General features: G+C 68.5%; 20 protein-coding genes. 10 read left to right on the top strand and 10 right to left on the bottom strand.

All coding sequences use genetic code 11. The annotated features are described in order from the left end of the window. Nucleotides 1-22 precede the first annotated feature (22 nt). The gene (locus ABD768_RS41615; protein WP_344850315.1) at nucleotides 23-3097 is read right to left on the bottom strand and encodes a hypothetical protein; all 3075 of its coding nucleotides are present in this window, start codon (nucleotides 3095-3097) and stop codon (nucleotides 23-25) included. 302 nt (nucleotides 3098-3399) lie between these two features. Here ABD768_RS41615 and ABD768_RS41610 point away from each other — a divergent pair, with 302 nt between their 5' ends. The 3 genes from ABD768_RS41610 to ABD768_RS41600 are packed head-to-tail and all read left to right on the top strand — an operon-like array spanning nucleotide 3400 to nucleotide 5650. Further along, nucleotides 3400-3858 carry a GNAT family N-acetyltransferase gene (locus ABD768_RS41610; RefSeq protein ID WP_344850313.1) on the top strand — a complete coding sequence of 153 codons (459 nt, stop codon included), beginning with the start codon at nucleotides 3400-3402 and terminating at the stop codon, nucleotides 3856-3858. 51 nt (nucleotides 3859-3909) lie between these two features. Beyond that, nucleotides 3910-5100, top strand: coding sequence for an ornithine--oxo-acid transaminase (gene rocD / locus ABD768_RS41605; RefSeq protein WP_343974413.1), 1191 nt, complete (start codon nucleotides 3910-3912; stop codon nucleotides 5098-5100). 13 nt (nucleotides 5101-5113) lie between these two features. Next, complete coding sequence (locus tag ABD768_RS41600) at nucleotides 5114-5650, top strand: GNAT family N-acetyltransferase (RefSeq protein ID WP_344850311.1); 537 nt, start codon at nucleotides 5114-5116, stop codon at nucleotides 5648-5650. On the opposite strand, the gene ABD768_RS41595 is transcribed toward ABD768_RS41600, so the two are convergent. After that, complete coding sequence (locus tag ABD768_RS41595; protein ID WP_344850309.1) at nucleotides 5584-6045, bottom strand: HutD family protein; 462 nt, start codon at nucleotides 6043-6045, stop codon at nucleotides 5584-5586. The two genes, ABD768_RS41600 and ABD768_RS41595, sit on opposite strands and share 67 nt — an antisense overlap. A 140-nt stretch (nucleotides 6046-6185) precedes the next feature. Here ABD768_RS41595 and ABD768_RS41590 point away from each other — a divergent pair, with 140 nt between their 5' ends. The 4 genes from ABD768_RS41590 to ABD768_RS41575 are packed head-to-tail and all read left to right on the top strand — an operon-like array spanning nucleotide 6186 to nucleotide 11220. Beyond that, nucleotides 6186-8405, top strand: a complete 2220-nt coding sequence (locus ABD768_RS41590; protein WP_344850307.1) for a glycoside hydrolase domain-containing protein — start codon at nucleotides 6186-6188, stop codon at nucleotides 8403-8405. Then, nucleotides 8402-9709 (top strand): glycosyltransferase, encoded by a 1308-nt coding sequence (locus ABD768_RS41585; RefSeq protein ID WP_344850305.1) that lies wholly within the window; start codon nucleotides 8402-8404, stop codon nucleotides 9707-9709. Before ABD768_RS41590 ends, ABD768_RS41585 begins: the two co-directional genes overlap by 4 nt. 57 nt (nucleotides 9710-9766) lie before the next feature. Then, entirely contained in the window at nucleotides 9767-10177 is a 411-nt protein-coding gene (locus ABD768_RS41580) for an ArsR/SmtB family transcription factor (RefSeq protein WP_344850303.1), read from the top strand. Further along, on the top strand, nucleotides 10174-11220 hold the full coding sequence (locus ABD768_RS41575; RefSeq protein ID WP_344850301.1) for a cation diffusion facilitator family transporter: 1047 nt from the start codon (nucleotides 10174-10176) through the stop codon (nucleotides 11218-11220). Before ABD768_RS41580 ends, ABD768_RS41575 begins: the two co-directional genes overlap by 4 nt. Here the strand turns inward: ABD768_RS41575 and ABD768_RS41570 are convergent. The 5 genes from ABD768_RS41570 to ABD768_RS41550 form a co-directional block, all read right to left on the bottom strand. Next, on the bottom strand, nucleotides 11174-11683 hold the full coding sequence (locus ABD768_RS41570; RefSeq protein ID WP_344850299.1) for a GNAT family N-acetyltransferase: 510 nt from the start codon (nucleotides 11681-11683) through the stop codon (nucleotides 11174-11176). The two genes, ABD768_RS41575 and ABD768_RS41570, sit on opposite strands and share 47 nt — an antisense overlap. A gap of 8 nt (nucleotides 11684-11691) precedes the next feature. Further along, the gene (locus ABD768_RS41565) at nucleotides 11692-12327 is read right to left on the bottom strand and encodes a response regulator (RefSeq protein WP_343973987.1); all 636 of its coding nucleotides are present in this window, start codon (nucleotides 12325-12327) and stop codon (nucleotides 11692-11694) included. Then, nucleotides 12324-13484 (bottom strand): sensor histidine kinase, encoded by a 1161-nt coding sequence (locus ABD768_RS41560; RefSeq protein ID WP_344850297.1) that lies wholly within the window; start codon nucleotides 13482-13484, stop codon nucleotides 12324-12326. Before ABD768_RS41560 ends, ABD768_RS41565 begins: the two co-directional genes overlap by 4 nt. Nucleotides 13485-13585: 101 nt before the next feature. Next, nucleotides 13586-14074 (bottom strand): hypothetical protein, encoded by a 489-nt coding sequence (locus ABD768_RS41555; RefSeq protein WP_343973981.1) that lies wholly within the window; start codon nucleotides 14072-14074, stop codon nucleotides 13586-13588. A gap of 205 nt (nucleotides 14075-14279) precedes the next feature. Then, nucleotides 14280-14804, bottom strand: coding sequence for a CGNR zinc finger domain-containing protein (locus ABD768_RS41550; protein WP_343973978.1), 525 nt, complete (start codon nucleotides 14802-14804; stop codon nucleotides 14280-14282). Between the two features lie 99 nt (nucleotides 14805-14903). Between ABD768_RS41550 and ABD768_RS41545 the strand changes: the two genes are divergently transcribed. Together ABD768_RS41545 and ABD768_RS41540 are read left to right on the top strand one after the other, a co-directional pair. Further along, nucleotides 14904-15728 carry an alpha/beta hydrolase family protein gene (locus ABD768_RS41545; RefSeq protein WP_344850294.1) on the top strand — a complete coding sequence of 275 codons (825 nt, stop codon included), beginning with the start codon at nucleotides 14904-14906 and terminating at the stop codon, nucleotides 15726-15728. Between the two features lie 90 nt (nucleotides 15729-15818). Then, nucleotides 15819-17189, top strand: coding sequence for a carbohydrate-binding protein (locus tag ABD768_RS41540; protein ID WP_343973972.1), 1371 nt, complete (start codon nucleotides 15819-15821; stop codon nucleotides 17187-17189). Nucleotides 17190-17297: 108 nt separating this feature from the next. Here the strand turns inward: ABD768_RS41540 and ABD768_RS41535 are convergent, their stop codons facing one another. The 3 genes from ABD768_RS41535 to ABD768_RS41525 all read right to left on the bottom strand — a co-directional run bounded on the left by ABD768_RS41535 (nucleotide 17298) and on the right by ABD768_RS41525 (nucleotide 21167). Then, nucleotides 17298-18896 carry an ABC-F family ATP-binding cassette domain-containing protein gene (locus ABD768_RS41535; RefSeq protein WP_344850290.1) on the bottom strand — a complete coding sequence of 533 codons (1599 nt, stop codon included), beginning with the start codon at nucleotides 18894-18896 and terminating at the stop codon, nucleotides 17298-17300. A 1487-nt stretch (nucleotides 18897-20383) separates the two neighbouring features. Continuing rightward, nucleotides 20384-20581, bottom strand: coding sequence for a hypothetical protein (locus ABD768_RS41530; protein ID WP_344850288.1), 198 nt, complete (start codon nucleotides 20579-20581; stop codon nucleotides 20384-20386). Nucleotides 20582-20825: 244 nt separating this feature from the next. Beyond that, the gene (locus ABD768_RS41525) at nucleotides 20826-21167 is read right to left on the bottom strand and encodes a hypothetical protein (RefSeq protein ID WP_344850286.1); all 342 of its coding nucleotides are present in this window, start codon (nucleotides 21165-21167) and stop codon (nucleotides 20826-20828) included. 304 nt (nucleotides 21168-21471) lie between these two features. On the opposite strand from ABD768_RS41525, the gene ABD768_RS41520 reads away from it, so the two are divergent. Beyond that, nucleotides 21472-21828 (top strand): hypothetical protein (locus ABD768_RS41520; protein WP_344850285.1); only part of this gene is annotated, 357 nt, incomplete at its 3' end.

Raw genomic sequence — 21828 nt, 5'->3', positions numbered from 1 at the left:
GCTCCGAGGACGAGGGTGCCGATTACGCGTGCGGGTCCTGGCCCAGGGTGGTGAGGAGGTCTTTGAGGGTTCCGTAGCCGGGGCAGGTGGGACCGCATTGGTTCTGCCGTTGCAGGGCCAGGTCCTGGTCGAGGTCGTTCTGGCTGGATTGCGAGAGGGTCCAGCCGAGTGGCGCGGACAAGGACGGCTGGGTGCTTTGGCTGATGACGTAGACGAGGTTGGGCAGGTCGCCACGGAGGGTCGCGCAGGCGGATGACTCCGAGCAGAGCTGGGCGGCCGCGGCCGTCCGAGCCTCTCGGAGCAAGGCCCGGTCGTTCGTGCCGTCCTCCTTGGCCGAGATGAGTTTGGTTGCCGGAGGCACCAACAGCTCCGGTACGGCCGGCAGATTCGTACCGGGCTTGAAGGTGTTGCCGATGCCGTCGACCGGGTCGTCGTTGCCGACGCTGTAGTCCTTGCCGGTGCCGTTCTCGATGTAGATGACCAGCGGCACGATGACCTCGCCAGTACCGGCAGTAAGCACCTTGTCGTTGTGCGCGCGGACGAGAGCACCCCACGACGGCGCGAGATCGACGATCGTCCCGATCCCCGTGTTGTCGGTGTACCCACCATCCACCAACTGCGCCGGCTTGAGCTCACCACAGCTGCCGACTACCCCGGACGGCGTCACATACGGGAAGCGAGAGGCCAGCAACCCAGCAGTCAGCGCTTGCGGGTTGCCGAGACAGCCCGCGTCGGAGCGTTCCGCAGTACGGCCGTACGAAGCGAAGAGGTCGTAGTCGTGTGCCCCAGCCACCCCGGCTCCACACACCGGCGCGCCATCCGCGGACCGGGCCCCCTCGCTCAGATCCACCTGACTGACCAGCGCCCGGCACCCATTGCGAACAGCCGAGGTAGTCAGAATCAGCTGCCCGGTCATCGCCCCGTCAGCATTCCCGTCGTCCGGCAGGAAGGGCCGACGCAGCTCAGGAACCTTCCGCTCCCAAGCCGTCTCCATCAGCCCGGCCCGGTCCAGCGGCTGGCGCGACGGTGTCCGGTACTCCGCGGCAGCATCGAAACGCAGCCCCACCGTACTGGCCAGCAGATCGCTCGACAGCAACGAGATCGTCGCGGCCCCGAGAGCCTCATGCCCCGCCATCGCCTTGACCGCCGCCAACGGCTTGTCCGTGTACCGCGCAACGGTCAGCCCGAACGCGCCACCACTCGCCCCACCCGAGAACAGCACCGACTTCTTCGCACACCCAGTGCCCGAGCTACTGAGCGTCTCGAGCGCGGAAGCAGTCCAGTACGTCGCTCTGATGCCACCACCCTCCGCGGCCACCATCATCATCGGCCGCAGACTGAGCCCACCATCCAATGGCACCGTGCATCCCGCCTGAGCCACCCACGCGTCGAACGCCTTCTGCATGGTCGGCCGATCAGGCAGCGCGCCAGTGCCCGTCAACGGATGGACCTCGGTCTTGCCGCCGATCAGCGCAGTCGCCACCATCGCGAAGACCAGCAGGCTGATGATCGGCGTCGCACGCATCCGCAACCACTTGGTCTGGAAGACCTCCGGCGGCTGTCGCTCTTGGGCGTAGGCGACGATCACCCCGACCAGAATCACCAGCGTCGCCAGCGCGAGCAGCGTCGACGCCAGTACGCCGAGAGCGTCGGCGAACCGCCGCGGGAACAACCCCAGCAACAGCATCGCGGCACTCGCACCGAGCACGAACCCGACCCGGATCTTGCTCCGCGGCGCCACGTCGACCACGGTCGCACCACTCGGATTCACGCCGGGCGTCGCGATCCGCCCGTACCAGCCGAGCACTCCCGTGGTCTCCGGCTGCCCCCACCTCTTGATTGCCTTGAGCACCGGCCAGGAGACGAGCCAGGTACCGATCGCCAGCACCACACCGGTCACCAGCGCCACCGTCGGATGCACGGCGTACGACGAATCGAACAGACCCACCGCATCGCCTGCCGCCAGCGCGGCGAACGCGCGGACCATCCCCAGACCGCCCAGCGAGACCGCGGTCACCGAGATCATGTCGCCGGCGATCATCACGTCGCGCGGGAACCAGCTGCCGACCGGCCGCAACGCCTTCGGATGCACGCCAGGCCTGTCCCGGAGAAGCTGCGACAGCCCCAGCACCAGCAGGGGGATCAGGCAGAACACGATCAGCCGCCGCTTGAACACCTCACCCTGACCGGACACCGCGATCACGACCGCGATGGCCGGCAACAGGATCGGCCCGATCAGCCAGAGCATCAAGTTGTGCCGGCGTTTGTCCCCGTTCTGGTTGTAGAAGGGCCATTCGTGGTCCTCACCGCGGACCCGCCGGACGGCCCAGTCGGCGCGGAGCCGGCCGAGCAGGAAGATCGCGGGCAGCAGCACCGCGTAGTACAGGAAGGCGGCGATGAGCGCCTGGCCGACGCCGGTGCCGTTGTCGAGCCATCTGCGCTGGACGTCCGGCAGCTGGTCGAGGACGTCGGTACCGGGCACGATCGCGAGCAGGCCGAGTGGCAGGAACGCGAGCAGGCTGAAGCGCTGGATCCACAGTGCGCGGCGGATCCGCGGTACGGCTGCCTTGATCGTCGACCAGTGGTCGCGGACCAGGAGGAAGAGCACGGCAAGGAACGCCAGCCATTTCAGTGTCGTGACCACTGCCAGGATGACCGCGGACGCGGCCGGCACACAGTCACCCGCGCCGCAGCGCCGGCTTCCCAGCCAGTACATGAGGAGGTCTTCCACCACGTCGATTCCGGCTAGTACCAGCACCGGGCCGGTGGCGATGAAGCGTCGCAGGGCCGGCACATAGATGGCGATGAAGACGAGGTCGAGCACCAGGTAGATCGCCAGCAAAGGCAACCAGCCGTCCAGTTGTTCGCCGGTGAGCTTGTCGTGCCAGCCGCTGTACTGCTTCAGGGCCAGCGGTCCGCTCATCCCGTTGAAGGCCCACGACGAGCCGCCCTCGGCGAGGAACCCCGCCGCCAGCAGGCTGATCTCGTTCATCGCCAGCCAGACTGCCGTCAGCCCGGCCAGAATCGCCCCCACCCACCGGAAATCAGCAGGCTCCGGCGCCTCCTCCACCACTGCCTGCACCACAGGTTCCCCCACCACCGCGACCATTGCCCATTCGCCCCCACAGCTCAGCGGTCGTTACGTGCAGTTACATTGCTGCACACTCCGCTGTCACCGACAAGGGCTCGGGCTATAAAGTTCCCCGACAGCCGGCATGGGCCTCACCGTCAGCCCATCGACCATCTGTTGGTCGGTGGGCTTCTGCGCGTCCGCAAAAGCGCCGGACTGCACGCCGCCTTCGGCAAAGGTCTCGAACAGGCTCGGCACCACCATCACGCGGCCGGCCGCGGTCCTGGACGCCTTGCCCTTGGTGCGACTGGGTCGCATATGATGCCTGGGTGACGTTGACCCTGAGAGCCGCGGTCGCAGCAGACGGACCGGTGCTCACGCAGCTGACGAGGACCTCCGCGGCGTACGGCGGTGACTACCGGGCGGTGATCGTGGAGCAGACGATCGACGCCGCCTACCTGGCGGACAACCCGGCCCGGGTGGCTGAGGACGACCGCGGCGTCGCCGGCTTCTACACGCTGTTGATCCCCGGCCTCGGCGGACCTGGCGAGGGCGAGCTGGACTACCTGTTCGCCGCCGACGACCGGCAGGGATCCGGGATCGGGCGGATGCTGATGGACGATCTGCGGACCGAGGCCGCGGCGCTCGGACTCCGGCGGATCCACATCGTGTCCCATCCGCCGGCCGAAGGGTTCTACCTCGCGATGGGCGCCACCCGGGTGGGCCTGCTGCCGCCGCGTGGCCGGGTGAGTTGGGCACGGCCGCGGCTGCTACTGGAACTACCGTGAGCAGCACAGGGAAGGTAGCTACGAGCGAGAGGTTGATCCGTGACTGATCCGATGGCGCTGGAGAACAGTTACGGCGCGCACAACTACCATCCGTTGCCGGTGACCGTCGCGACCGCGGAGGGTGTCTGGATCACCGACACGTCGGGTGAGCGGTACCTGGACTGTCTGGCCGGCTACTCGGCGCTCAACTTCGGGCATCGGCATCCGGCGCTGATCGCTGCGGCAGTCGAGCAACTCGGGCGGGTGACGTTGACGAGTCGCGCGTTTCACCATGACCAGCTCGGCCCGTTCTGTGCCGAACTGGCCGCATTGTCCGGTAAGGACGCGGTCCTTCCGATGAACTCGGGCGCCGAGGCGGTCGAGACGGCGCTCAAGCTGGCCCGCCGCTGGGGGTACCTGGTCAAGGGCGTGCCGGACGGGCAGGCGACCATTATCGTTGCTGATGGCAACTTCCATGGGCGGACGATCAGCATCATCAGCTTCTCCGGCGACGCCGAGGCGCACGACAGCTTCGGGCCGTACACGCCTGGCTTCCGCTCGGTCCCGTACGGCGACGCGGCCGCGCTGGAGGCGGCCATCGACGAGACGACCGTCGCCGTGCTGATCGAGCCGGTGCAGGGTGAGGCCGGCGTCGTCGTGCCGCCGGACGGGTACCTGGCGGCGGTTCGCTCGGCATGCAGCCGACACGAGGTATTGATGATGGCGGATGAGATTCAGTCCGGGCTGGGGCGGGCGGGGGCGACCTTCGCCAGCTCGCGGGCCGGTGTGGTGCCTGATGTGTACGTGCTCGGGAAGGCGCTCGGTGGCGGGATCATGCCGTTGTCGGCCGTCGTTGCCGACCGGCCGGTGATGGACGTGATCACGCCTGGGACGCATGGCAGTACGTTCGGCGGCAACCCGCTGGCGGTGGCGATCGGGCGGGCCGTGATCAAGCTGCTCGAGCCGGGTGAGTTGCAGGCACACGCGCTGGCGATGGAGCCGGAGTTGCGCGAGCGGTTGGAGCCGTTGCGGGCGCAGGGGCTGGTCGGCCTACGGGTGCACGGATTGTGGGCCGGGCTGGATCTTGATCCGGCGCTGGGGACCGGGCGGGAGCTGTGCGAGAAGCTGGCGGAGTACGGCGTACTGGCGAAGGACACCCATGGCTCGACCATCCGGTTGTCGCCGCCGCTGGTGATCACGACCGACGAGCTGGACTGGATGACCGAGCGACTGTCGCTCGCACTCAAGGCGCTCGCGAGCTGAGATGGGTGGGCAGATGATCGAGGTACGGCAGGCTACGGCGGCTGATGGTGAGGGGGTCGGGATCGTGCATGCGGCCTCGTGGGAGGCGGCTTACTCGCCGTTCTTCGACGAAGCGTTCGCGGCGGAGCAGATCAAGTCCCGGCTGGACCGCTGGCATGAGCGGGTCGCTTCGCCGGAAGGGCTGGTGCTGGTCGCGGCCGTCGACGGGCGCGTCCTGGCCTTCTCCTGGTCGGTACCGTCGCCGAGCCGGCCGGGCTTCGCCGAGATCAACAGCTTCTACGGGCACCCGGACGGCTGGGGCACCGGCGTGGCGGGAGCGTTGATGAGCGAGACGCTGCGCCGGCTGCGAGCCGACGGTTTCGGCCGCGTCCACCTGTGGACCCTGCGCGACACACCCCAGTCCCGCCGCTTCTACACGAAATCGGGCTTCACGGAGACCGGTGAGACCACCACCCGCGACTTCGGCGACGGCGAGCCGATCGATCAGGTCGAGTACGAGATCCGCACCTCGACGACCACCTCACCCAAGTCGACGAACACCCCCGGCTGACCCTCATCCCACTCCGACCGCGCCGTCTGCTCCTCCCACTCCGAGCGCGGGATCGCTGCGAGTCCACCGCTGCACCGCCCCCGGACCGTCATCAGATTGACCGCCCGCCCCGGCCCCGCGACCAGCTCCACCGCGACCTTCGCCTCACCCCGGAACTCGACCGCCGTACCCCGCGCCACCGCCCGACGCTCCCCGTCGATGCTCAGCACCACGTCGACCAGCGGCAGAAACACCCGGTCCAGCCCCGTGAAGTCCGAGAAAGCCGCATCCACCTCCAGGTCCGCAACACTGAGCCGCCACCCACCCGGATCATCGACGAGCTGCCGGGTAGCCCCGGCCCCGTTGCGCCAAGCAACGGGCTCGACGGCATCAGGACTCAGGACGCGGGAGGGCATGCACCACAGATTATCGGCGTGGCCCCGGTCCGCTCGTAACCTGCGCGTCTTCTCCGGTTACCGCAGTTGAAACATGCCCCTCCTACCTTGGGGTCCGCCTACCTTGAGGGTCCATGTCAGCCGCATGAGGCGGTGAGCCGATGTACGAGCACGTCGACCCGTTCATCGGGACCGGCGCCACCGACCTGCCCACGCCGAAGGGCCTGGCAGCGACCTGGTGGTGGCCCAAGCCGCAGACCGGCAACACCCACCCGGGCGCCATGCACCCGTTCGGGATGGTGTCGGCCTGCCCGTACTCCGGGGCCTACCCGACCGGTTACGGCCTGTATGACTTCAACACCGAGGGTGTGCCCGACCAGCTGTACGACCGCCCGGTCGCCTCCGGCTTCACCCATTTCCAGCAGTCCGGCACCGGCGCGATCCGCAAGTACTACAACTACTTCCGGGTCACGCCCATGCTGGGCCCGCTTGACGACCTGGGCACCACATGGGACCTGCTGGACGAGGTGGCCGAGCCCGGGTACTACGCAGCGACGCTGAGCTCAGGGGTGCACTGCGAGGTGACGGTCGGCCCCAAATCGGCCGTCCACCGGTACACCTTCCCGGCCAATGACGCCGCCCGGATCGTCATCGACGCCTCGACCGGCGGCCTGGCCATCCCGCACAGCCGAACCGTGCCGTTGAAGGCGCATCTGGCGATGCTCGAGCCTGGGGTGGCTCAAGGGGAGATCCACGTCGAGGGTGTGCCGCTGGCCGTGCACCTGGAGGTCGACGCCCCCGGCTGGCGGCAACTGCTCTGGTACGACCGGCGCCTGATGCCCGGCGGCACCCGCCTCGACTTCGACTACATCCGGCCGACCACTCTGCGGCCGTTCGGGCTGATGTTCATGGGTCCCTCGCGGGCCGAACAGACCATCGAGGTGCGGCTGGGGTTCTCCCTGCGCGGGTGTGAGAAGGCCCGGGAGAACCTGCACACGGACGTCGGCCGATCCCAGGCCACGTTCGCCGGACGGCGCGACCAGACGGCGGCCAGCTGGCGTGACCACCTCGGCAAGGTCGAGATCATGGCGGAGTCCGATGACCAGGCGACGGTCTTCGGCACCGCGCTCTACCACTCGCTGGTCAAGCCGTGTTTCGCCCCGGACGAGAGCCCGTCGTGGACGACCGAAGGCCCGTACGCGTTCGACATCTGCACCATGTGGGACATCTACCGGACCCAGCTGCCGCTGATGACCACCCTGTTCCCGCAGCGTTCGGTCGCGCTGGCCGGCGCACTGCTGTCGATCGCCGAGCAGGAGGGCAACCTGCCGATCGGCTACCGGATGGCCAAGGGCGCCGACCGGTTCTCCCGCCAGGGCAGCGCTCTGGCGCACACCTTCTTCGCCGACCTGTGCCAGCTGGACCTGCCCGGTATCGACTGGGACTGGGCGATGGTGCACCTGGAGATGGACCTGCGCAGGACCTACGGCGAGGACTATCTGGTGCATGGTGTTGCGCACCCGATCAGCCACACCCTGGACCTGGCGTACGCCTACCACTGCACCGCTGCCATCGCCCACAAACTCCGGGACCGGACGCTGGCCAAGCAGATGCGCGACCTCGCCCAGGGCTGGCGGGCAGCGTACGACCCGGGCACCGGCCTGCTGCGCGACTCGACCTTCTACGAGGGCGGCCGGTGGAACTACTCCTTCCGGCTGCTGCACGACATGCGGGCCCGGATCGCGCTGGCCGGCGGCGACGAGGCTTTCATCGGGCTGCTCGACCGGTTCTTCGGGTACGAGGCCGCACCGGTCACCCAGCCTGGCGTACGGCCGAGCGTGGCCGAGATGGACGCCGGGTACGCCCTGCGCCGGTTCGAGGGACTGAACAACGAACCGGACTACGAGTCACCGTGGTCCTACCACTACGCGGGACGGCCGGACCGAACCGCCGAGGTGGTGCACGCAGCCGTCGCGAATCAGTTCGGCACCGGCCGGGGTGGGTTGCCGGGCAACGACGACTCTGGCGGGCTGTCTGCCTGGTATGTGTGGGCGACGCTCGGGCTGTTCCCGGTCGCCGGGCAGAACCTGTTCCTGGTGAGTGCGCCGGCCGTGGCGGAATCCACGATCCGGCTGCCGGAGGGCGACCTGTCGATCACCACCACCGGGTTCGAGCCGGTCGAGCCAGGCGGACCGGTCTCCTACGTCCAGTCCATCGCGGTGAACGGCAGGACACTCGAACGCCCCTGGGTCTCCGGCCGCGAACTGCGCCGCATCCGCAACCTGCACATCGAGCTGGGCCCACGGCCATCCGGCTGGGGCGCCAAGATCAGACCACCATCCACATCCGACCCGCTGCACACCGCTGGAGGTGAGGCATGAGCATCGACGACACGCCTGTCCCGTCCGCACCCAACCGCCGTCTGGTCATCGTCGTCCGCGCCGACCCGGTGATCTGCGGGCACTCCGGTGAGGCACGGTGCCTCGCGGAGGTGGCGCTCACCCGCGGCTTCGACGACGTACGGATCGTGACTTGGCCGCTAGACGCGCTCGAGGCGGCCGGGCTGCCGATGAAACCACTCGACCGCGTGCTGCCGTACAGCCCCGGTATCACCGTGGAGCGACCCGATCCCGTCGGCGACTACCGGGTTCCGGACGGACGCTACCTGTCCGGACTCATCGGGCGGCTGGTCGAACTGTTCAGCGACGGGGTGCCCACGGTGGCGATGTCGTTGTACCTGAGCCCGCATGCGATCGCCGTCCAGGAGGCCGTCCAGGTGGCGCGCCGGATCGGGCCTGCCCGGGTCACCACGGTGGCCGAGGCAGTGGGCTCCGACATCACCAACGTGGTGCGCGAATGCGTGACCACCGGCCGGTTCGGGGCGGCCGCGCACATCCTGTCGGTCTACCTGGAGGCCGACCACTGCGTGGCCGTTTCGGAGTACACCAAAGATCTGATCGTGGCCTCGGCGGCGACCCTCGACGGCATGCACGGCACGACGTTCGCGCAGCGGTGCCGGGAGCGGATCGCCATCTCCTACCCGGCCGTCGATTCCTGGGCCTACCTCTCTCTCACCGACGACACCGTCACCGAAACACTCGCCCGGCGCGGCCTTTCGCGGGACGGGTACGTGCTGTTCCTGTCCCGGATCGCGTCGGCGAAGGGGATCGACGATCTGATCGACGCGTACGCCGGGTCGCGGTCGGCCGAGCGGGTGCGACTGGTGCTGGCCGGGCGCGGGCCGCACGAGGCCGAGGTGGTCGCGCGGGTGGCGGCCGCGGGCCTCGGCGAGCGGGTGCAGGTGCTGACCGACGTGGACGATGCGGAGAAGCCGGCCCTGATGGCCGGCAGCGCGGCATTCGTGCTGCCGACCCGCGAGCAGCCCGAGTTCGTCGAGACGTTCGGGATCGCACTGGTCGAGAAGGCGCTCGCCGGCGGCGGTCCGATCATTACCTGCGCGACCGGCGGCGTACCCGAGGCGGTCGGTGACACGGCCCTGCTCGTACCGCAGCGCGATCCGGCCACGCTACGGACCGTGCTCGACGAGGTCGTCTGCGACTGGACCCCCGAACAGCGAGCGGCAGCCGAACAGCAAGCCCGGGCGTACGCCTTGCAGTTCGACCGGGTCGCGGTCTTCGACCGCCTCTTCACCCTCGCCGAGCCGCCGGCCGCCCACGTCGCCTGAGCGCCTTCCGACACTCGGAAGTGGTCAGTGGGCGGGGGCGTGGCCTACAGTGAACATATGAAGAGTTCTGCAGATGTGCAAGCTCCTGCCGTGATCGACAGCTGCAATGTCCGGCTGGTCGATCCGGAGCGGGTGGCGGCCGTCCACGCCAGGATGCCTTCTGAAGCCGATGTGGTCGACACGGCTGACGTGTTCGGGCTGCTTGGTGATCCGCGCCGGCTGAAGTTGCTGGTGGCGTTGCTGGACGGGGAGTTGTGCGTCTGCGACCTCGCCGCGGTGACGGGGATGAGTGAGTCCGCTACCTCGCACGCTCTGCGCTTGCTGCGGGCGCACCGGGTGGTCTCGGTACGCCGGGACGGCCGGATGGCGTACTACCGGCTGGACGATGCCCACGTCCGCATGCTCGTCGACCTCGCCGTCGCCCACACCGAACACACCGACGCCATCCACCCGGAGCGCACCCAGTGAGCGCCGACCACGGCAAGGCGGAGGGGCTCGTGGCGGAGCACGGTACTGCGCCGGGTAAGGCTGCGGGACACGGCCACGGGCATGGGCATGGGGTCAGCGCTGATGCGGATCGGAAGTTGTTGGGTGGGGCGCTGGCGCTGATTTTGGCGTTCATGGCGGCTGAGGTGATTGTGGGGTTTGCGGCTGGGTCGCTGGCACTGATCACCGACGCGGCGCACATGCTCACGGACGCGGCGGCGATCGCGCTGGCGCTGATTGCTATTCGGCTGTCGGCGCGGCCGCCGGCCGGTGGTTACACGTACGGGCTCAAGCGGGTCGAGATCTTGTCGGCGCAGGCCAACGGGATCACCCTGCTGCTGCTCGCCGCGTTCTTCGTGTACGAGTCGGTCAACCGGATGATCCACCCGCCAGAGGTCCAGGGCGCGCTCGTCCTGATCACCGGCGTCGTCGGCATCGTGGTCAACCTGATCGCCACCTGGCTGATCAGCAAGGCGAACCGCTCCAGCCTGAACGTCGAAGGCGCGTTCCAGCACATCCTCAACGACCTCTTCGCCTTCGTCGCGACCGCGATCGCCGGGCTCGTCGTCCTGCTCACCGGCTTCGCCCGCGCGGACGCGATCGCCGCCTTGATCGTCGCCGCGCTGATGCTCAAGGCGGGCATCGGGCTGGTTCGCGACTCCGGGCGGATCTTCCTCGAGGCTGCCCCGGCAGGCATCGACCCGGCTGTTGTGGGCGCCGAGCTGTGCGCAGTACCGGGTGTGGTCGAGGTGCACGACCTGCACGTCTGGGAGATCACGTCGGGCGAGCCGGCCGCGTCGGCGCACATCCTGGTCAGCGAAGGGCTCGACTGCCACCTGATCCGCAGCCAGATCGAGACGCTGCTCGCTGACCGGCATCACCTGACCCACTCGACGCTCCAGGTCGACCACGCGTCAGGCGACGTACAGGATGCCCACTGCAGCGACGCGCACGGCGTCGTCCATCGGCCGGTCGAGATCACAGGCGCTGGAACAGCACCTGACCAGGCCATACCGAGTCACTGACCGGTACGCCGAAAGGCTCCGCGCGAGTGAACCCCTGCTTCTCGTAGTACCGGATCAAAGCCCCGTCGCCACCGCCGAAGCAGTCGACACGAAGCAGTTCGACGCCAAGACCGCGTGCGAGCATCCGCGCATGATCCAGCAGATCCGTACCGATGCCACTGCCCTGCAACGCGCGATCCGTCACCAACAGCCGGATGTAAAGCTCCGCCTCGGTCGCCGGCGGGACGTAGGACATGGCGTCGCCCACGGCCAGCGCGCCCACCACCCGTCCATCAAGCTCGGCCACCCAGAGCCCGTCGCCCGACGCGAACTCCTCGATCTGCGCGATCCGCCGCGGATTGGTCGAATGCGCCTCGGTCCCCCACTGATCGGTCCGCCCGGCAGCAACCAGCCACTCCGTCGCCTTGTCGAGCAGCCCCAGCACCGCCGGTACGTCGCTGAGCTCACCACGCCGAATCTTCACTTCACCATCTAACCAAGGCCGAGACGATAGGCGTAGGCGACTGCTTGGGCCCGGTCGCGCAGGCCGGCCTTCGCGAAGAGATGGTTGATGTGGGTCTTGACCGTTGCCTCGCTGACCACCAGGCGGCGGGCGATCTCCGTGTTCGACAGGCCGGCCGCGATCAGCCGCAACACGTCCAGCTCGCGCGGGGTGAGGCCGTCCGACTCCTGCGGCACCGGTACGGCGGTCGTTGCCTCGATCAACCGTCGCTGCACCTCGCCGTCGATGATCGACTGCCCCGCCGCGGCCGCATGCAACGCCCGGCCGATCGACTCCGCGTCGGCGTCCTTCGTGAGGAACCCTCGCGCACCGGCCTTCAAAGCCCCGAGCACCGAATCGTCATCGCTGTAGGTCGTCAGCACGACCACCTCAGTCCCCGGGTACTCCGTGCGCACCCGCCGCGTCGCCTCCACCCCGTCGCAGCGCGGCATCCGCAGGTCCACCAGCAAGACATCCGGCTTGTACTCCGCAACGAGCTCAACCGCCTCCACCCCATCCGACCCGGCGGCGACCACATCAATCCCCGGCAACAACCGCAACAACGTCACCAGCCCGTCCCGCACCACCGTCTGGTCATCGGCGACCACCACCCGCAGATCACTCATCCCGGCACCACCAGCTCAACCCGCCATCCGTCGTTCGTCGGTCCGACCTCGAGGGTGCCGCCGATCAGTTCGGCGCGTTCGCGCATCCCGAGCAAACCGTAGCCCCCGGTGACGGCCCGGGCGGGCGGCCTGCCGGGGTGGTCGGCGACCGTGAGGACGGTGCGGGCATCGGCGTACCGGAGTACGACATTGATCGGGGCTCCCGGCGCATGCTTGCGGGTGTTCGTCAGAGCCTCTTGCAACGCGCGATAAAGCGCCGCCATCGCCTCGGGCCGAAGCTCGCGTGACTGCCCCTCGATGTCGAAGGTTGCCTCGCTCCCCACCTCCAACCTGTACGCCGTCACGAGATCGGCCATCGCCCTAGCGTCGGGCACCGAATCCTCCCGCAACGTCGCCACCGCTCGACGGGCCTCGGCCAACCCATCAGCCGCCAGCCCTTGCGCCCGGGTCACCTGCTCGATCGCCTCCTCCGACGCACCATCCCGCACCAGCATCAGCCGCGCGCCTTGCAGATTGAGCGACAACCCGGCCAGCGAATGCGCCAGTACGTCGTGCACGTCGCGAGCGATCCTTGCCCGCTCGGCCAACGCGGCCGCCCGGCTGTGCTCCTCGATCGCCGCCTGCTTGCGGGCGAGCGACACCTGCAACTCGTCCAGCTGCTCCTCCCGGGCACGGCGGTTGGTGGAGGCCAGCAGCAGGGCGATAACGCCGACCGCGATACCGATCGCGCCGCTCAGCGAACCCGTCGCCGCGAAGGACGGCAGGCTGGCGCCGGCGATGCCGAGCAAGATGACAACCGTCTCGCCACGCCCTGGCCGGTGATACCTCACGGCGGCCCGGACCGCCCAGAACGGCAGGACGATCAGCACGCTGTTCGGCAGGGCGTACCAGAGCAGCGATCCCACCACCACGAACACCAGGAGTCCGGCGGTGCGTTCGGTCGATCTCTCGTCGAACCGGATGATCACGAAGGCGCCGACGACGATGATCGCCGCCAGTACCAAGATGAGGGCCCAGGGCAACTTCCGGTCCTCGGGTGAATCCCAGGCGACGGTCACCGCCACGATCACCAGCACCGCCGGAACCAGCCGCAGCAACGTAGTGAAGCCGGGTGATCTCCAGATGTCGACGGCCGCCTGCCGGCCGGCAGAAAGCAACCGCGGCACCGTCCTCGAGGTGCCGCGGCGATCCGCCTGGGGCCCCCGTGTGCCCGCAGGGCGTTCGGGGGTCGATCGGGCCGGGACGGTCATGGGCAACATCATGCCCGTTCGGCTGCCAGTGGGATGTGCAGGCGCTGGGCGCGGAGGTAGACGGCGACGTTCTGGGCCGCGATGCTCAGGCCGAAGGTCAGCAGGAGGGCCGCGGTGGTGAGGGAACCGTTGAGGCCCATCGCCGCACCGGCGAAGCCGGCGCCGACGCGGATGCCGATGGTCAGCAGCCACAGTCCCAAGGTCGCGGCGGTGCCCTTCTGGTGCAGGCCGCCGTCGCGGACCGTCAGCTTGGTGCTGGCGCCACGGGCGAAGCCGATCAGGATCAGCACGGCGACGTCGAAGACGAAGAAGGCCAGCTCACCGGGCGAGGCGGTGGTGAAAGCGTCGCGGGCCGACAGCAGACCGACGATCACGAGGACCAGCGGCATCACCACCAGCGACCGCTGGGTCACCATCGAGCCAAGCAGCTGACGGCCCATCACGCGGACCACGACCAGGATCCCGATCAGGATGCCCAGCAGGAGGTTGACCGACATTGCACTGTCCTTCCGACGATGGCCGGTGGGTTCCGGCGCCCTTCTGGATGACACTTTCTGGATGTCTCCAGAGTCGTCGGAATCGGTCGCTGGTACGTCGGTCCTCAGGTGTGACCCGGATGGATCTCCGCTCTCAACCCGTGGGTTGAGACGGCCGCCCGTTGGTGCCCCGAGGTGGGGGTCGGGCCGACCGGGTTGGGTCGCCCTACCCCTTGCGGCTGCGGTAGGCGGCGGAGGCCATTCGGTCGTTGCAGAGTTCGCAGCAGTAGCGGCGGCGGTTGGCCTTGGTGCGGTCGACGTAGACGCAGCGGCAGGGGTCGCCGGCGCAGGTCCGGAGCCGGTCGGCAGCTCCATCCGCGACTGCCCGGGCCAAGGCATCGGCTGCTGACACGGCCAGTCGCGCGACGGCATCGCCGCCACCTGTCGCCGCAAGGCGCGGGCCGGGGACCAGGCGTGGCGTTGCGCCGTACCGGGTGAAGATTTCGTTGAGTACGCCGTACTGCGCGTCGCTCTCCGCCTCGGCGAAGACCCGGTAGAGGCGGTCGCGCACGCCGCGCACCGGCTCGAGGTCGGCGTCGGTGAGCCCGGGATCGGCCAGCTCGTGACGGGCAGCGATGCGGGTGACGAGCGGGATGGTCAGCTGGTCGGGCGGGTCCTCGAGCAGGTCGTACGTGTTGCAGAGGTCCAGCACGAACCCCAGCCAGGGGTCGGTCGCCGGCACGCTGCTCATTCCGCACATCCTCCACCGTCTTGACCGTCCGGCCCAGCCGCTCTACGGTCGTCAGTTGTTAATAGAGTTTATCAACTGATGGATTGGGAGGGGTGAGCGATGAGAAGACTCGCGGTGGCGACGATGATCGGGGCCTTGCTGCTGGGGGTGGCAGCGGCCGGGGCGTCGTCGGCGGTGACTGATTCGAGCAAGCCGCAGCCGGTGGTGGTGACGGACATCCAGATCCCGGTGCACGGGCAGGCGCCGGTCACGGCGTACCTGGTCAGGCCGGTGGCGAAGAAGCATCAGCAGCTGGCGGGGGCGCTCTACCTGCACTGGTTCGAGCCGCCGAGCTCGACGCAGAACCGGACCGAGTTCCTGTCCGAGGCGATCGCGCTGGCGAGCAAGGGCGCGGTCGCGATCCTGCCGCAGCTCACGTTCCCGTGGGCCGGCGATCCGATCGGCGACAAGACGGATCGGGTGAAGGTGACGGATCAGCTCGCGGCGGTCGAGGCGGCGTACCAGGCACTGCTTGCCCAGGATGGGGTCGACTCACGGCGTACTGCCGTCATCGGGCACGACTACGGCGCAATGTATGCGTCGCTGATCGGCAAACGCGCCCACGCGATGGTCTTCATGGCGGGCGACGCCACCTGGGCCAACTGGTTCGACACCTACTGGCTGGGGCTCGAGCCCGACCAGGCCGTTGCCTACCGCAAGGTCTTCGCCGGCCTCGATCCGGTCGACAATGTCGCACGCGCTCACGACGTCTACTTCCAGTGGGCCGGCCGCGACATCTTCGTCACGCCGGAGGTACGGACCGCCTTCAGCGCGGCGAAGCCGGGCGCGAAGGTCAGCCTCTACGAGAAGTCCGACCACTTCCTCACCCAGCAGGCCAAGGAAGACCGGCTCGCCTGGGTCGGCGCCGAGCTCGGCCTGCGCTGATGGCGGGTTTCCGACATGTCGTAGCAGGCAGTCGGCCCAGCCCCTACCGTGACTAAAAGAAAGGTCCTTGCGTATTAGATCGGAGTGGCCATGAACCGACGGCTCGGCAGTTTGCTCGCGGGTGCCATCACTACGGGGTTACTCCTGACCGGGGCCGGAGTGGTGGCGGTCCAAGCCGGCCAGTCGGCTCAGGCCGCGGTACAGGCGGCTTGTACTGCGCCCGCGTGGGCCGAGGGAGTCGCCTATGCCGTCGGTGCCCAGGTGACCTACCAGAACAGGACGTACCAGGCCCGGCAGGCGCACACCGCGCCGCCGGGCTCTGGCTGGAACCCGGTCGCGGCTGCCTCCCTGTGGCTCGACCTCGGCGCCTGTGATGGCGCGCCGCCGACCACTCCCCCGACCACGCCGCCCACAACGCCGCCTACCACCCCTCCTACGACACCTCCGACCACTCCGCCGACGACGCCACCCACTACCCCGCCTACTACGCCGCCGCCTGGGTCGACGACCTGCCCGGTGAAGTCGCGGCCGGCCGGGAAGGTGCTGCACGGCTACTGGGAGAACTGGGACGGCTCGTCCAACGGCGTCCACCCGCCGTTCGGCTGGACGCCGATCACCGACTCCCGGATCGCGCAGCACGGGTACAACGTGATCAACGCGGCGTTCCCGGTGATCCTGTCCGACGGCACGGTGAAGTGGGAAGACGGCATGGACGCGGGCGTGAAGGTCGCCACCCCGGCTGAGATGTGCGCGGCGAAGGCTGCCGGGCAGACGATCCTGATGTCGATCGGTGGTGCTGCCGCCGGGATCGACCTGAGCTCGTCGGCCGTCGCCGACAAGTTCGTGGCGACCGTGGTGCCGCTGCTGAAGAAGTACAACTTCGACGGCATCGACATCGACATCGAGACCGGCCTCACCGGCAGCGGCAACATCAGCCAGCTCTCCACCTCGCAGGCCAACCTGATCCGGATCATCGACGGGGTGCTCGCGCAGATGCCGTCGAACTTCGGGCTGACGATGGCGCCGGAGACGGCGTACGTGACCGGCGGCAGCGTCACCTACGGGTCGATCTGGGGTTCGTACCTGCCGATCATCAAGAAGTACGCCGACAACGGCCGGCTGTGGTGGCTGAACATGCAGTACTACAACGGCAGCATGTACGGCTGCTCGGGCGACTCGTACTCCGCGGGAACCGTGCAGGGCTTCGTCGCCCAGACGACCTGCCTCAACACCGGGCTGGTCGTTCAGGGCGTGACGATCCGCGTGCCGTACGACAAGCAGGTGCCTGGGCTGCCGGCGCAGAACGGCGCGGGTGGCGGGTACATGGCTCCGTCGCTGGTATCGCAGTCGTGGAACAGCTTCAACGGGCAGCTCAAGGGTCTGATGACCTGGTCGATCAACTGGGACGGCTCGAAGAACTGGACCTTCGGCGACAACGTGAAGTCTCTCCAAGGTCGCTGAGGTTTGGTGAGGGCCCGCGCCTCTGGTCGGCGCGGGCCCTCTGTGTGTCTTCGGCCAGGCGAGTGACACCTTCACTTTGGGCTAGGTGAGTGACACCTTCATTTTGGGCTAGGCGAGTGACACCAACTCGAGGTAGTCGTCGGTCCAGAGGTCCTCGGTGGCGTCCGGCAGGATCAGGACCCGGTCCGGCCTCAACGCCTCTATCGCACCCTCGTCGTGGGTGACCATGATGATGGCGCCGGGGTAGTTGCTGACAGCACCTAGTACTTCGCCGCGGGACGCCGGGTCCAGGTTGTTGGTCGGTTCGTCGAGGAGCAGGACGTTGGCGCCGGAGTGGACCAGGCCGGCCAGCGCCAGCCGGGTCTTCTCGCCGCCGGACAGTACGCCGGCAGGCTTGTCCGCGTCGTCCCCGGTGAAGAGGAACGAGCCGAGGACGTTGCGGACCTCGCCGTCGGTCAGGGCGGGTGCGACGGTCGAGAGGTTCTGCCGGACCGTACTGGCCAGGTCGAGCGTGTCGTGCTCCTGCGCGAAGTAGCCGAGTCGCAGCCCATGACCGTGCACCACCTGGCCGCTGTCGGGTTGTTCCCGGCCGGCCAGGATGCGGAGCAGGGTCGTCTTGCCCGCGCCGTTGAGGCCGAGGATGACCAGTCGGCTGCCGCGATCGACGGCCAGGTCGACACCGTTGAGCACCTGCAATGCGCCGTACGACTTGGTCAGCCCGCTGGCAGTGAGTGGGGTGCGGCCGGAGGGGACCGGGTCGGGTAGGCGGATTTTGGCTACTCGGGCTGTACGGCGTACCGGCTCGAGGTCGGTGAGGAGCTTCTCGGCGCGCCTGGCCATGTTCTTGGCGGCCATCGCGGTCGATGCGCCGGCGCGCATCTTGTCGGCTTGGGCGTTGAGGACAGCGGCTTTGCGCTCGGCGGTGTGGCGTTCGCGGGTACGACGGCGTTCGTCGAGCTCCAACTGGGTGAGGTACTTCTTCCAGCCGGTGTTGTGGATGTCGATCGTCGTCCGGTGCGGGTCGAGGTGGAACACACGGTTGACCGTCGCGGCGAGCAGGTCGCGGTCGTGGCTGATCACGACGAGCCCTCCGGAGTACCCGAGCAGAAACGACCGGAGCCACCCCACCGAATCGGCATCCAAGTGGTTGGTCGGCTCATCCAGCAACAAGGTCTCGTGCTCAGCGAACAAAACCCGAGCCAACTCAACCCGCCGCCGCTGCCCACCCGACAGTTCCCCGACCGGCTGCTCGAGCGCCCGCGTCGGCAACCCAACCCCAGCCGCCAACCGCGCCGCCTCACCCTCCGCCGCATACCCACCGGCCGCCTGAAACTGCGCCTCGGCACGCGCGTACGCCGCCATTGCCCGCTCCTGCTCCTCGCCGGTAGCGGTGCTCATGGCGACTTCAGCCTTCCGCAACCTCTGCACCACAAGGTCCAGCCCCCGAGCAGACAAAATGCGCGCGGTCACACTGACTGCGGGATCGGCCGCCCGCGGATCCTGCGGCAAATACCCCACCGACCCAGTGGCCGTAATCGTCCCCGCCGCCGGCCGATCCTCCCCGGCCAGCACCTTCATCAACGACGTCTTACCGGCCCCATTACGCCCGACCAGACCGACCCGATCCCCCGGACTGACATGAAACGAAAGGCCGGCCAGCAACAACTGTGCCCCGACACGAATATCCACACCGCGAACGGTGATCATGGTGACTACTTTCTGTGATGACTACTGGACAGACTCCTGGCGTGAAAGCGAGTCCGCAGCTAGACACAGAGGCAAGTAGCCATGCCTCCAGAGTAGGTCGCACCCCCGGCATACGTCAGCCGATTTTCCCCTTGGCGATCGCTCAGCAATGCGTCACCGGCGACAACATCACCGCCGGGGAACCGGCGGCCTCAGCCTCATCTCGGCCGAACCGTTCGACCACAAATCGCCGACAACTCGCCCCCAGGGAAACCCATCTTCGAGCCCCCAGACCTGACCTGCTCGAAGCCACCGCCATCAACCAGCGCACGGTCCTCCTCCGCTACAACCCGAGTAGCGCCCCACCGCCCCATCCGAATCGACCGACGCCAACCACCCACCAAGGCCTCAAACCGCCGACGTCGGCGTGATGCTCGACTGGCACCGGCAGACCCAAGCCCAGACCGCGTCGCCCGGGCCTGTCACCCCGCGGGCCGAGAACGTCCACTTCGTCGCGGTCCCACCGATGTCGGCGCGATTCACCATCCAGCAAGCGATCATCGAGGGTGGCCCACGGGGTGCGTCAGTAAGTCGGTCACCCCCAGCCTGTCCACCTCACCGTCGGGAACCAACTGACCGAGCACCCGCGCGGGCACGCGTGGACACAACTGTCACCTCAGGCTCAGGCTCAGGCTCAGGCTCAGGCCCGGGCACGGGCTCGCGCTGAGGCTCAGGCTCGGGCTCGGGCTCGGGCTCGGGCTCGCACTCAGGCTCAGGGCTCGGGCTCGGGCTCGCACTCAGGCTCAGGCACGCGCACGGGCTCGCACTCAGGATCGGGGCTCGGCGCTCGGGCTGAGGTCCGAGCACGGGCCTGGAGCGTGGAGTGACTGCGCTCGTGGTGTTGTCGCGCCAGGCACCGAGCGCAGCCGTCTCCTCGACGGTGATGCAGCCGCCATCACTGGCCTGGGGCTAGTTCTGTCCCGGTACGTGAGCAGAACTCGAAGCCACCGCCGCCGCTCCGGCCGCGCAGCCGCTCCAGCCAGCTTGGCATCACTAGACCCCTCCACCACCAAATGCGCCGTATCCGAGGCGGCGCCGATCGCTAACAACCAAGGCGCAGCACTGCGTGTCTCAGGTGGCGAATCCGGGTGAGGGGCTGTCGGTGCTGAACACCCGAAGCGCCACCAGTGAGGTCGCCGGTGATCAGCGCACCATGGTCGGCCTTCTCACCCACCAGAGCTCGCCGCCCTCCGTCGAGTGGCGTCGGACGGGCCTGCCATCAAGCCACCGCACCCCCGGCCCCATAACCCCGGGATCGAGAGCGGCCACTGCTTCAGGCATTGCCGTATCGGAAGCGGCGGCTAGCTTTAGCGACCAAGCCGCAGCATCGGTTGTCTCGGGTGGCGAGTCCGGGTGAAGCGGCCGTCTGCGCTGAATACCCCGGGCACCGCCGGTTAGGGGCCAGAGGTCGTCGTCCAACGCCAAGAGGCATCGGACGGGGCCCGACCTCAAGCCACCTCACCCTCAGACATCTCGCCCCACCGGTCGAGAGCGGCTGCTTCTTCGAGCGTGGTCCACGGAGCACCGGTGAGTCCATCGCGTGCGGGAATAGCCGTCGGCTCGGCCTCGCGCTCGCACTCGGGCTGGGGCTCGGCCTCGCGCTCGGGCACGGGCTCGGGCACGGGCTCGGGCACGGGCTCGGGCACGGGCACGGCTCGGGCTCGGGCACGGCTCGGGCACGGGCACGGCTCGGGCACGGGCACGGCTCGGGCACGGCACACCAGACGCCGGCCGTCGCGAGCACACCTGCCTCGGTGCCCAGACCACCCTCTGCGTTGTGTCGGCGATACCGGACCGACCCGCAAAGCCCTACCAGCCGGCCGAGACCAAGCGAGCAGCATTGTCTTGCCTGCACCTTTCGGGCCTCGGCGCGCTGGACCTGGCTCCACATCAAGCCACCGCACCCCCGGGCCTGTCACCCCACGGGTCAAGAACGGCCGCTTCTTCGGGCGTGGTCCACGGAGCAGCGCTGAGTCCATCGCGTGTGGGGATAGTCGTCTGCTCGGCCTCGCGGTCGGGCTCGGGCTCGGGCTCGGGCTCGGGCTCGCGCTCGCGCTCGCGCTCGGGTCCGGAGCTGGAGCTGGAGCTGGAGCTGGAGCGCGAGGTTCCTGGGCTCTTGAGGTTGTCGCACCACGGGTCGAGCGCTGCCGTCTCCTCGGTGGTGATCCAGGCGGCATCGCCGTCGTAGGGCCAGTTCGCTCCCGGTACATGAGCAGAACCCGAGGTCGTCACGGTAGCTACGGGCTGGATGGGTGTATTTGCTGGCATGGGATCGGTACTTCCACCCACCACCGCACCAGCCAATGACCCCCAGGGGTCAGCATCCGTCGCCGCCGCTGGCCAGCTGTCCGTCGCCCTCGGTGGTCGGCCGTCCGTGCCGGATGGTGGCAGGCCGTCCGCGCCGGATGGTGGCAGGGCGTCCGCGCCGGATGGTGCTCGACTATCCGTGCCGGATGGTGGCAGGTCGTCCGTGCCCGATGGTGGCCGGGCGCCCGTGCCGGATGGTGCTCGGCTGTCCGTGTCGGATGGTGGCTGGGTGTCCGTGGTGGATGGTGCTCGGCTGTCCGTGTCGGATGGTGGCTGGGTGTCCGTGGTGGATGGTGGCGGTAAGGGGGCGGTGGTGGTCGCTGTGGGTGGTCGGTCAGCTGTTGTGATCGATGGCGGCCAGGGGGTAGTGGCCGTCGGCGCGGGTGCGGTGGCGGCAGTGCTGGGCTGGTCGGGTTTTCGGCTGGTGTTTCGGGGTGGTGGGTTGGCCCAGGTGGGGCGGGTCACCTGGACCTGGTTGTTGATGATGGTGATGGTCCAGTGGCCGTCGTGGAGTGAGTTGTGGTCGACGCGGCAGAGCAGGACGAGGTTGGTGAGGCTGGTGACTCCGCCGTCTTGCCAGCTGATG

This window comes from Kribbella ginsengisoli, from assembly GCF_039537185.1.
Lineage (GTDB): Bacteria > Actinomycetota > Actinomycetes > Propionibacteriales > Kribbellaceae > Kribbella > Kribbella koreensis.
This window is presented reverse-complemented; position numbering and strand designations above follow the sequence as displayed.

What these genes read in the sequence shown, in the direction of transcription:
- ABD768_RS41585 (WP_344850305.1), top strand. Translation starts at nt 8,402, where the DNA reads ATGAGCATCGACGACACGCCTGTCCCGTCCGCACCCAACCGCCGTCTG.
- ABD768_RS41595 (WP_344850309.1), bottom strand. Translation starts at nt 6,045, where the DNA reads ATGCCCTCCCGCGTCCTGAGTCCTGATGCCGTCGAGCCCGTTGCTTGG.
- rocD (WP_343974413.1), top strand. Translation starts at nt 3,910, where the DNA reads ATGGCGCTGGAGAACAGTTACGGCGCGCACAACTACCATCCGTTGCCG.
- ABD768_RS41580 (WP_344850303.1), top strand. Translation starts at nt 9,767, where the DNA reads ATGAAGAGTTCTGCAGATGTGCAAGCTCCTGCCGTGATCGACAGCTGC.
- ABD768_RS41550 (WP_343973978.1), bottom strand. Translation starts at nt 14,804, where the DNA reads ATGAGCAGCGTGCCGGCGACCGACCCCTGGCTGGGGTTCGTGCTGGAC.
- ABD768_RS41565 (WP_343973987.1), bottom strand. Translation starts at nt 12,327, where the DNA reads ATGAGTGATCTGCGGGTGGTGGTCGCCGATGACCAGACGGTGGTGCGG.
- ABD768_RS41535 (WP_344850290.1), bottom strand. Translation starts at nt 18,896, where the DNA reads ATGATCACCGTTCGCGGTGTGGATATTCGTGTCGGGGCACAGTTGTTG.
- ABD768_RS41540 (WP_343973972.1), top strand. Translation starts at nt 15,819, where the DNA reads ATGAACCGACGGCTCGGCAGTTTGCTCGCGGGTGCCATCACTACGGGG.
- ABD768_RS41545 (WP_344850294.1), top strand. Translation starts at nt 14,904, where the DNA reads ATGAGAAGACTCGCGGTGGCGACGATGATCGGGGCCTTGCTGCTGGGG.
- ABD768_RS41600 (WP_344850311.1), top strand. Translation starts at nt 5,114, where the DNA reads ATGATCGAGGTACGGCAGGCTACGGCGGCTGATGGTGAGGGGGTCGGG.
- ABD768_RS41555 (WP_343973981.1), bottom strand. Translation starts at nt 14,074, where the DNA reads ATGTCGGTCAACCTCCTGCTGGGCATCCTGATCGGGATCCTGGTCGTG.
- ABD768_RS41590 (WP_344850307.1), top strand. Translation starts at nt 6,186, where the DNA reads ATGTACGAGCACGTCGACCCGTTCATCGGGACCGGCGCCACCGACCTG.